The 10,906-nt window shown below is 36.9% G+C and carries 5 protein-coding genes; 2 read left to right on the top strand and 3 right to left on the bottom strand.

Annotated features, from left to right (window positions below; translation table 11 throughout):
• Positions 1-133: 133 nt before the first annotated feature.
• Positions 134-1,585 carry a GTP-binding protein gene (locus H6G06_RS19995; RefSeq protein ID WP_190563290.1) on the bottom strand — a complete coding sequence of 484 codons (1,452 nt, stop codon included), beginning with the start codon at positions 1,583-1,585 and terminating at the stop codon, positions 134-136.
• A 602-nt stretch (positions 1,586-2,187) separates the two neighbouring features.
• On the opposite strand from H6G06_RS19995, the gene H6G06_RS19990 reads away from it, so the two are divergent.
• A complete protein-coding gene (locus H6G06_RS19990; protein WP_190563287.1) occupies positions 2,188-3,912 on the top strand; it encodes a putative bifunctional diguanylate cyclase/phosphodiesterase in 1,725 nt (574 codons plus the stop codon).
• Positions 3,913-3,981: 69 nt separating this feature from the next.
• Here H6G06_RS19990 and H6G06_RS19985 read toward each other — a convergent pair whose 3' ends face one another.
• Complete coding sequence (locus tag H6G06_RS19985) at positions 3,982-7,824, bottom strand: GAF domain-containing protein (protein WP_190563285.1); 3,843 nt, start codon at positions 7,822-7,824, stop codon at positions 3,982-3,984.
• Between the two features lie 112 nt (positions 7,825-7,936).
• Between H6G06_RS19985 and H6G06_RS19980 the strand changes: the two genes are divergently transcribed.
• The gene (locus H6G06_RS19980; protein WP_190563283.1) at positions 7,937-8,758 is read left to right on the top strand and encodes a class I SAM-dependent methyltransferase; all 822 of its coding nucleotides are present in this window, start codon (positions 7,937-7,939) and stop codon (positions 8,756-8,758) included.
• Positions 8,759-8,906: 148 nt separating this feature from the next.
• Here the strand turns inward: H6G06_RS19980 and H6G06_RS19975 are convergent, their stop codons facing one another.
• Complete coding sequence (locus tag H6G06_RS19975; RefSeq protein WP_190563281.1) at positions 8,907-10,889, bottom strand: WG repeat-containing protein; 1,983 nt, start codon at positions 10,887-10,889, stop codon at positions 8,907-8,909.
• Positions 10,890-10,906 lie beyond the last annotated feature (17 nt).

Genomic DNA, 10,906 nt, shown 5'->3' with positions numbered 1-10,906 from the left:
AAATTGAGTTGTCAAGGTTCTGTCGGAATTTCTCCCGAATATTTCCCTTGCCTGTCATCCCCGAATATTTCTATTCGTTTCGACAGAACGAATCACACTAGAGAACTGCAAACATTGGTAAATTGTCAAATCACTAATTACTCATCTTTCTCACTTTCACCTTTGTTAACAATTCATCTTTGATGCGGTTGAGAATTGAAGTTTCGTCTAGAGTTGACAAAATTTGGCTAACTACTGCTTTTGGTCCTTCGGGTCCCCAAGTCGCCCCATTAGCTAAATAAGCCTTAGTGACTTGCCCAATCCCATAAGAAGAAACCCCAGCTACTCCCGCTTGAGTTATGGCTACAGATAAATAGGGACCAAGGGCAACTCCGGCTGTGGCTGATGCAGAGATACCAAGTAAGGTTTTTAGACCACTCAAACCCAAGTTTGCCAGCAGTTCACTAGCTCCGATACCGCCCATACTCAGGGCGATTTTTTGTAGCAACTGCACAGCACCGCTTTCTGTCATGGGAATGCCATAGAGTTGAGATAAACCTAAAATCAAAGCAATATCAATGACCACACTACTGAGTATATCGACTACAGTAATGGGATTGAGTGCGATCGCTACAGCTTTGGTCATCACAGCTTTCCAAATCAACTGATTGGCGTTTTGTTCCCGAATCATCAGTTTGCGCTGGACAACTTGCTCATTAACTGTGTCAGCATAAAGCATGGAGTTTAGCGCCACTAAAGCCTTACCTTCACGTTGGAGAATTTCTAAAATTTTTAGTTTTAGCTCATCCACTTGCGCTTGACCCTGACGCAACTGTATACCTCTACTACCATCAGCACGAATCACCGCAGTTTTTACCAAAGGTGAAGCCGCAGACATGACAATTTCTTCAGGTGAAAGTAACTCTCGTACTCTGTCATCTCGGATTTTCTCGTAAATTGCTACCCGGTCAGTTTCTGGATACTGGTCAACTTTGTTAAACACCAAAATGATCGGTTTACCTACTTCTCGCAACTGCGAAAGCGCCCCTTGTTCAATTTTGGTCATATCACCAGAAATCACAAACAAAATTAAATCAGCTTGTTTTGCTACCTGTTCGGCTAATGCTGCGCGGGTTTCCCCATCAACTTCATCTAATCCCGGAGTGTCAACTAATTCCACCTGAGATTGACCAGTTGCAGGTAAAGTCACTTTTAAAGTACCTATCGCTTCTTCACTAATACTCCAATTCACCTTTTGTTCTGCACGGGTAACACCATGTAAGGGGCCTGTTTCAAACACTGGTTGACCCACCAAAGCATTGAGTAGGGAAGACTTGCCACGTCCCACCATCCCAAAAGCAGCAATCTGCACTACCATACTTTCTAGTTTCCCCAGCATGGTTTCTAAGTCGGCAATTTCTGCTTCCAAGCCGGATTTTTCCTGGGAGGTAAGGTCAAGATTGTTAACTAAATTTCGCAGTGCTGTTTTTGCTTGTGTATAGTTAAGTTCCGCTTGAATATCTTCAAAGGTGAAAATTGCGTGATCTAGTTCTTCTTCCCAGTTAGTTGAGTCGCTGTGATCAGGTTGGGGCAATATAGATGTCATATTAAATTGGGTATTTTCAATCATCCTCTTTCTGATCTTAAACATTTAAGTAGAAAGGCGCGAAAAAACAGAAGGATGTAACAAAAAGTAAAGTTGTCTAAAAACCTCTCCCCTCCTGTCTCCTGACCTCTGGGTAATGCCTCCGGCACGCTACGCGAACAGCAGTTGCACTCCTTCACCTCCTGCCTTGTTATATAGCATTTACCAAGCTAGTGAGGTACAGAGTTTTTTAGTCTTAGGGAACTCTTAACTCTTAACTCTTAACTCTTAACAGGAAGTGTTCATGAATCATTTAGGATTCCTACATATCACCAAGATACTAGAATTAACTAAATATTATGTCTTACTAATTACTGATCATAAACTTTGTCCTATTATTTGTTTCCTGCTCTTTTTATTGCCCAAACAAATACAATAGATTGCAAGTAAATCATGTAAAACTGAAAATCAAAACATGGCTAACGCCACGCTGCGCTATTAAAGATCAAGCGGCTTTTACTCCTGAATCATGACTCCTAACTCCAGAATGCTGCTGTCTAATCACTATTAGAACTGTTATGATATAAAAATCTAAATTATCACCTCTAATTAAGCTTTACCGAATGAAGAAGATTTTGATAATTGAAGATGATTCCATAATGCGGGAAATTCTTCAGCAAATTCTCCAAATTGAGGGATTCTCGACTATAACAGCAGAAAATGGCTGGTTGGGCTTACAGATGGTTGAACAGTATCAGCCTGATCTGATTATTTGTGATGTGATGATGCCTCTTTTGGACGGCTATAGTCTAATTCAAACATTACGTGAAGATCCAGCCACTGCAACTATTCCTTTTATATTTCTAACAGCTAAAGCTGAACGGTGTGATCTGCGTCAAGCAATGGAACTTGGTGCTGATGACTACTTAACTAAACCTTTTGAAGCCTTTGAACTTCTTCAAGCAATTAGGACACAACTCAAAAAACGTCAAGCTGTTACTGAACAATATATAAATCAAATTCAGCGCATGAAAACTGAATTTAGCTATTTAGCTCGTCATGACAGCTTAACAGGTTTACCTAACAAACTTTTTTTAGAAGAGCAATTCAATAAAACCCGTCTTCAAGTTTATAATCAAGGTCAAATCCTACCCTTGTTTCTTATAAATATAGATATAATATACCGTAATAAATTATTTTTTGGAACTGGTTTGAAGCATTTATTAATCAAAGCCTTAGTTGTGAGATTAAAAAACTTGAATTCTACCCATAATTTAATTGACTTAGTTGGGCATTTAAAAACAGAGCAATTAGTTATGTTGTTGAAACCTACTCAAGATATTAAAATTGTTGCTGATATTGCTCAACAAACTTTAGATAATATCTCCCAACCTTTATTTTTCAATAAGGTAGAAGTATTTTTGAAGGCGAGAATTGGAATTGCCTGTTATCCCAATGATGGATTGCAATTAAGTCAGTTACTAACTTATGCTGAATTTGTGCTGGAACATTATCAACCAGAAGATACCAGATTATATCATTTCTATAGTCAAGAAATACTAGATAATTTTTTTAGAAAAGTTATTTTAGAAACAGACTTACGTCAAGCTTTAGAGAGAAATGAATTTCAGCTTTATTATCAACCTCAAGTTAATGTTCAAACAGGAAAAGTTGTTTGTGCAGAAGCATTAATACGTTGGCAGCATCCAGAACATGGTATGATCTCTCCAGCAGAATTTATTCCCATTGCCGAAGAATCTGGATTTATTATTACCTTGGGAGAATGGATTATTAGAACAGCTTGTACACAGATTAAAACATTGCAAGCTGAGGGATTAAATAATTTTAGTATAGCTGTCAATATATCAGCTTGTCAGTTGATAAATAAAAATTTCAGTGAGAAAATTATTGACATTATTAATGAAACAGGTATTGCACCTGAATTACTAGAGTTAGAACTAACAGAAACGGTATTTATTCAAGATATTGAATCAGTTAAGCAGAAACTAAACTATTTAAGCCAGCAGGGAATTAAAATATCAATTGATGATTTTGGCACTGGTTATTCATCATTTAAATACCTGCAAGAATTTCCCTTTCATAATTTAAAAATAGATCGTTATTTTATCAGTAATATTGACAAATTTAAAAATAAGCAGGTACTTGTAAAAAGTATCATTCAAACGGCTGATAATCTCAATCTCAATATAATTGCTGAAGGAGTAGAAACAAAAAATGAGTTAGCTTGGTTAATGCGAAATAATTGTGATATAGTGCAGGGATATTTTTTCAGTCACCCTTTACCAATAGAAGAATTGAAAGAATTTTTAAGTAGTCGTGCAAAATAAATTTTAGAGTTAGGATGGGTACTTAATTAATAAATAAGAAATAGGATTTGCGGTAAAAGCTTTTTAGTGCTACGAATTATTAGGAATAATGACTGTAAATGTTGTTCCCTGTCCTACTTCGCTATCTAATGTAATTTGTCCTTTGTGCAGATCAACACATCTTTTAACTATTACCAAGCCCAAACCTGTACCAGAAATATTACCCACGTTAGAAGCTCGATAAAAGGATGAAAATAAATTTACTTGATCTTGTTTAGGAATACCAATACCAGCATCTTTAATTTTAAATATTAGTTGGTAATTTTCTATGATCAAACTAAAATTAATTACACTATTTTCAGGAGAATATTTAATAGCATTGCTGAGGAGATTTGTGAGAATTTGGCGGATAATTTTTGGATCAAATTTTACAATTAAAGTATCATCTAATATTGGCTGACTGGTATTTACATAAAAATTTATTTTATGCTGGCTGCTGGTACTTTCTATTTCCTTTTTCAGATATTCACAGAAGGGAATTATATCTAATGCTTCTGGTTTAAATTCCATCTTCTCCGCTTCAGCCCGGTTAATCATGAGGACATCATCCAGCAGTTGAACGATATGCTTGATGGTTGTTTGGATAGTCTCTAGGTGTCCCTGTTTTTTTTCTGCACTGAGACGATCATTAAACTTTTGTAAAATACCTGTAGATGAGGAAATAATGGCTAAAGGTGTGCGAAATTCATGGGATGCCATACTAATGAAGCGCGATCGCATTTGGCTGATTTCTTTTTCTTGAGCTAGAGATTTTTGTAATTGCTCAAATAGATCCGCTTGTTGAACAGCGATCGCTAATTGGTTGGCTATTTGTTGCAATAATTGAGCTTCTGTTTCTTCCCAAATACGTTTTGTACTGCAAGCATGAACAACTAAAATCCCCCATAATTTATTATGAGGATGATTAACCCAGCGGCCGATTTCATTTTCTCCTAGTTCCTGCAAAATAGGAGCGACAATTTTAGATTTTATCTTTCCTTCTAAGGAATATTCTACTAGGCAATCTGTCCAGATATCGTTCATCACATCAGGAACAATGCGCGGTTTTCCTTGCCAGTAACATTCTAATATTTCTGGCGACCATGTTTCATCATCCCAATGACGATCTTTCAAAGCTACGTAACCATCGGCAACTACTTCTTCGACAATTTGACTTTTACCATCAGCAAATAGACGGAACACAATTACCCGTTCGACTTGCATTAATTCTTGTACTTTTTGGGTGACAGTAGCAAGAATCTGATTTACATCTAGACTAGAGCGAATTTGCTGAGTAATTTCTTGAATAACTTTTTGCTGTTGTAGTTGTAGCAAAATCTCATTTTGGGCTTGCTTTCTGATGATTAGTTCTGATTGTACTTGCTCATATAAACTAGATTGTTGAATAGCAATGGCTAATTGTTCAGCTATTTGTTGGACAAGTTCAATTTCAAACGTTTCCCAGTGACGGGGTGCAGAACATTGATGAATACACAACAAACCCCATAATTTTTTTCCTTGTAATAATGGCACGATTAAATTAGCTCTTACTTGAAACTGTGCCAAAATAGAACGATGACACTCTGAAAGTCCACCATTTTCAATATCAGCTACTACTTGCATTCTCCCTTGTTGATAGTAAGCTGCATATTGTTCACCAAAACAATGATCATTAATTTTATTTTCTAGGGCAGATTTAAAACCAGTAACTACAGATTCGGAAACAAATTCACCATGGTTAAAATTACTGTCAGGATCAAATTTAAAAATTCCTACCCGATCAGCATTGATTAATTGTCTAATTTCTTCAGCAGCAGTATTAAATATAGTAGCTAAATCCAAAGATTGACGAATGCGTTGGGTAGTCTCCCGCAGTAAATGTTCTCTTTGTGCTTGTTGATTAATTTTTTGTTCTGCTTGTTTGCGTTCGGTAATGTCCATATTCACCCCGATCATCCGTTGTGCTTCCCCTTGGGAATTGCGCTGGACAATGGCGTAAGCTTTAATGATGCGGACTTTACCATCTGGTAAAACTATTCTAAATTCAGGATCAAAGTCTCTTTCACCCCTAATTGCTTGCCATATCCATTCACGGGTATCTGCTGCATCATCGGGATGTAAGCTCTTTTCCCATACTTTCACCGCACCTGAAAATTCTGAGGCTTTGACTCCATAGAGTTCATACATCCGATCATCCCAAATCAAGTGATCATTGAGTAGATCCCAATCCCAAATCCCAATTTCGGCAGATTTGACTGCTATTTCTAATCGCTGGGAAATATTACTCAGTTCCTCGGTACGTTCTTTTACTCTAGCTTCTAGTTGTTGGTTAAGTTGATAAAGTTCTAATTCGGCTTGTTGTCGTTGCCTGAGTTCAATTTGTATCTGTTGATAAGAGTTTGTTTGTTGAATGGCAATTGATAATTGAATTGATAGTTGCCGTACCAGTTCGATTTCCTCAAATTCCCAATTGTGGGGAGTATCGCGGTAACTTGTTAACATCAATCCCCAAATTTGATCTTCGACAATGATGGGAACCATGAGTTTGGCACGAACATCAAACTCAATCAGCATTTCTTGATGGCACTGAGTCAAGGCTTCCAAGTGGATGTCATTAATTACCCGAATCTCCCCTTGGCGGTAAGGTTCAAGGTATTCTGGGGTAATACAAGGATCATGGGGTTCGGTATGGAGAACAGAAATTCCACCTGCAATTACAGATTCGGCGATCACTTTACCAGAAAAGTCGGGGCGGAATTGGTAAATTATCACGCGATCGCATTTTAACAGCGTTCTGATTTCTGTAACTGTGGTATCCAGAATATCTTGTAAATCTAAAGATGAGCGAATTTGAGAAGCAACTTTAGTAATTAACTGTTCTTGTTCTACTTTTTTCCTGAGTGTAATTGTGCGATTTTCTACTTGTTGTTCTAATTCAATAGTGCGATTTTCTAATAATTCTATTTTCTCGGCTTCTAATTGCAATACTTTTTGTTCTAATACTTCTGTTAATTTATATAATTCCAACGGGTTAAGAGCTTGTAAAATACTGCTTTGAGTAACTATACCTAATAGTTCTCCTTGTTTCCCTGTCACTGCTAAACGCTGAATAAATCGCTGTTCCATCATCTGCTGTACAGTCCACAGAGATTCATCAGCATTGACACAGAAAACAGGTGTACTCATGACATCTGCTGCTGTATAGGTTGCAAAGTTTAGGTTTACAGCCTGAAATTGGACTAGATCACGCTCAGTCACAATACCCAGGGGAATTTTTAAAGATCCCTGTCTTTTCACAATCATTACAGAACTAACGCGATTTTCTGCCATTAAGCGAGCGATCGCTAATACGGAAATATCAGGAGCAGCATAAATCACGTTTCTCGTCATGACTTCATTCACAAGCCGCAACCGCAACAAGTCTACTGTCCGTGATTTTTGCCGCAAACTTTCATGAGTCAGCAGCCCCACCAGTTGATTTTGCTCATCAACTACTGGTAAATGACGAATGCGGTGGTGTTGAAGCAGATTAACCGCAAAAAAGAGATCAGTAAATTCCGACTCCCGCAAGGTGACGACAGGATGAACCATGACCTCGCGGATAGCTAGTTTGTCTAAATTTTGTTGTTGGGCGCTGAGTCGTACTACATCCCTTTCTGTAAAAATCCCTACAGGTTGATTATTTTCTACAACGAGGACACAACTGGAACGCGCCTCGATCAGTAAGTTAACCAGTTGGCTATCAGTGGTCTGGGAAACTGAACAAACTGCTCTTACACCGCTCATTTGGGCGATCGCTTCCATCACAGTTGTATCCGGCGTGACTATTAGCGGGTTAAGAACAATAGCTGATTTTAATTCAGATGGAGTCAAAGCACAGGTAGGTGTAAGCATTATTGGATCAGATCAGTATGTTATTTGTGATTCTACGTATAATAATTGCACTAAAATACAAAAAAACTTAGCTTTCAAATAGTCTAAATAGTTATAATTGTATTATAAACTTATGAAAGATTTACAAGTCATCAAAAATTTATATCCCCAAGATTTAGAACTGCGGAAAAATTGGTATTCCCCCGTAGCAGATGCTTATAACAAAGTAAGACCGCGTTATTCCCAATATGTTATCGACCGTGCTGTTGAAGTTGCTCAACTTACTGCTGAAAGTAAGATTCTGGAATTAGGATGTGGTCCAGGAAATGCAACAGTATCTTTTGCTCAATTGGGATTTTCAATGGTTTGTTTAGATCCAAGTCAAGCAGCTTGTCAGTTTGCTAGATCCAACTGTGCAGCATATCCAAATGTAGATATTGAACAGACAACTTTTGAAGAATGGAAATTAACACCAAATAAATTTGATGCTGTTTTAGCAGCAACTTCTTTTCATTGGATGAATCCAGAAATTGCTTATACAAAAGTCGCTGATGCTTTACAGGATGATGGGGCTTTGATTTTGTTGTGGAACATGACTCCTCAACCTGATTATGAGGTATACCAAACTCTGCATGAGGTTTATCAAATTCATGCTCCATCTTCAGCCAGATATGAAGATAGCAGAACTCAAGAAACAATAGTCAAATCTTTTGGAGAAAAAGCCATTAGTTCAGGTAAATTCAAAGATTTAGTTTCTGATTATGTGGTTTGCGAAGTAACTTATAGTGTTGATAATTATTTGTTGCTTTTGGGTACTCTTTCTCCTTATTTAAAGTTAGAAGCTTCAATTAGGGATGCTTTATTTGCGGGTTTAAGGGATAAGATTGATGCTCATTATGGGGGAAGTATTGAAATTACATATATTTCGGCTTTTCAGGTGATGAGGAAGGTTTAGATTTTGTTTCGTGATTAAATCCCCTAAATTTATTTATGGGGATTATCTCCTGCCTCCTTAATAGAGTATCATTAATGAATAAAAACGAAGGTTGTAATTGTAGAAAAGCTTTTCCTAATCAGACCGCCAACATTCTGATTGAGAATTATTAAGGTTTGCGAATATATCCCCATTTCCCACCTGTAAAATAGGCTTTCTCTTGTTCCTGATCTTGTTTCAATTCTCCACCAACATTAACTAATGCCATTTTTTGAGAAAAAGGTTTCGCAAAATCAAAATTTGGGGGAATTATAAATTCAGCATACTGATTAATATATCCCCATTTTTTTCCTAGTTTAGCAGGTGCTAATCCTTCTGAGAAAATATCAGCTTCATCAAATTGTGGATTGATAATAAACTGTCCAGTTCTATCTATATAACCTAATTTATTACCGACTTTAACTAAGGCTAAACCTTCAGAAAAACTTGTAGCATCATCGAATTGAGATAGAATTATAGTCTCACCTGTTTTAGAAATATACCCCCATTGATTTGCTATTTTTACAGCCGCCATATCTTCAGAAAATGATTTAGCATCATCAAATCGAGCAGGAATAATAATTTTACCTGTTTGATCAATATACCCCCATTTATCAGCTATTTTTACAGCTGCCATACCTTCAGAAAAGGATGCACCATCATCAAACACGATACCTTTGAAAAAGGATGAGCCATCATCCCATTCTTTAACAGTTTTAACAGGAATAAATTGGCCTGTTTTATCAATATACCGATATTTATTCTTAATGCTTACTAAAGCCAATCCTTCTGAAAAAGGTGCAGCAGTATCAAACTGAAGTCTACTGATAAGTTTACCTGTTTTATCAATGAAACCCCATTTGTAACCCATTTTTAAGGCTGCCATACCTTCAGAAAATGGCTCAACCCAATCAAATGCTACCTTGAGACTAATTTCCTCTGATGTAGTTATGTAACAATAATCATTATTTATTCGCCGATGGGTAAAGGTATTATTTTTAATTTCTTTCGCGTCAAATTTTCCAGGAGGTTGAGAATAAATACTAGATTTTAAAATATTAGCTAAAGCATTATTATTTTCTCGCAAACCTTCATAGAACCAGAAAACTTCCCCTTGAATACCAACGGAACGATTATATTTTACTGCCTGATATAAATGTTCTGTATCAATTCGATATGTACTTTGTTTTAAAAGAATACCAGGAATTAATTGGGGTAATTGTTGCTTGTTAAATTGATTAGCTACCAGCCTATTTATATCTCTCTTATAAAGTTCTAATTCGCGTTGATATAATTGCGGATGAATTAAATCGACTAACCCCAGGTCAACCCAAGTTTGAGAATCTTGCAGGTAGTTTTCATAACCCCAAGGATAAATACTCGGTGCCATTGAAATAATTAATTCAGGATTTACCTTAATTATTTCTCGGTAGACACGGCTTAAAAAATTGGAAAGAATATCAGCCCGCCACCTTACCCATTGTTTCCATTGTGGATTTTGCCATTGTGGATCTTTAGAATTTCCTCGTTCTGGCGGTTTTGGTGGTTGTTGATTAAACTCTTGCTGATAGCGTGCAGTAGTTTTTTCGTCGTAACCACCTTCCATTGGAAAACAGGGAAAATGATCATCACCTTGAATGCCGACAACTTCATATTTTTTGACGACTTCTAAGAACAAACTTAATAAAAATTCCTGTACTTCGCTATCAAGAGCATTTAGCCAATAATAATCATTTACACTAAGGTTTTTACCAGCATAATCAATCGCTGCCCATTTAGGTTTTTTGGCGATGATGTGTCCACCATTTCTTTGATAAGAACTCATAAAGCCATATTCAAACCAAGGGATAACCGCAAGATTAACTTTTTTTGCTTCTGCAATTAATTCTGCTAAAGGATCTCTCTTTTTAAATTCCTCGCGCGGGTTTATTTCCACGCCAAAGTTTTTCAGCATGACTTCGCTGCGATAGTTGGTGAAGCCTTGATTCCAGACAACGGGAAATACAACGTTAAATCCAGTGTCGGCTAGAAACTTCATAGCCTCGGCAATGTTGTCCTTGGAATTAAGGACTTTACTATCTGTTGTTGTGATCCAAACGCCGCGAATATCCATAAATTATTCCATCTTAG

The organism is Anabaena sphaerica FACHB-251 (assembly GCF_014696825.1).
GTDB lineage: Bacteria > Cyanobacteriota > Cyanobacteriia > Cyanobacteriales > Nostocaceae > RDYJ01.
This window is presented reverse-complemented; position numbering and strand designations above follow the sequence as displayed.

Bases quoted from the DNA above. Each gene is read 5' to 3' on its own strand.
- H6G06_RS19995 (WP_190563290.1), bottom strand. From the start codon at position 1,585: ATGACATCTATATTGCCCCAACCTGATCACAGCGACTCAACTAACTGG.
- H6G06_RS19990 (WP_190563287.1), top strand. From the start codon at position 2,188: ATGAAGAAGATTTTGATAATTGAAGATGATTCCATAATGCGGGAAATT.
- H6G06_RS19985 (WP_190563285.1), bottom strand. From the start codon at position 7,824: ATGCTTACACCTACCTGTGCTTTGACTCCATCTGAATTAAAATCAGCT.
- H6G06_RS19980 (WP_190563283.1), top strand. From the start codon at position 7,937: ATGAAAGATTTACAAGTCATCAAAAATTTATATCCCCAAGATTTAGAA.
- H6G06_RS19975 (WP_190563281.1), bottom strand. From the start codon at position 10,889: ATGGATATTCGCGGCGTTTGGATCACAACAACAGATAGTAAAGTCCTT.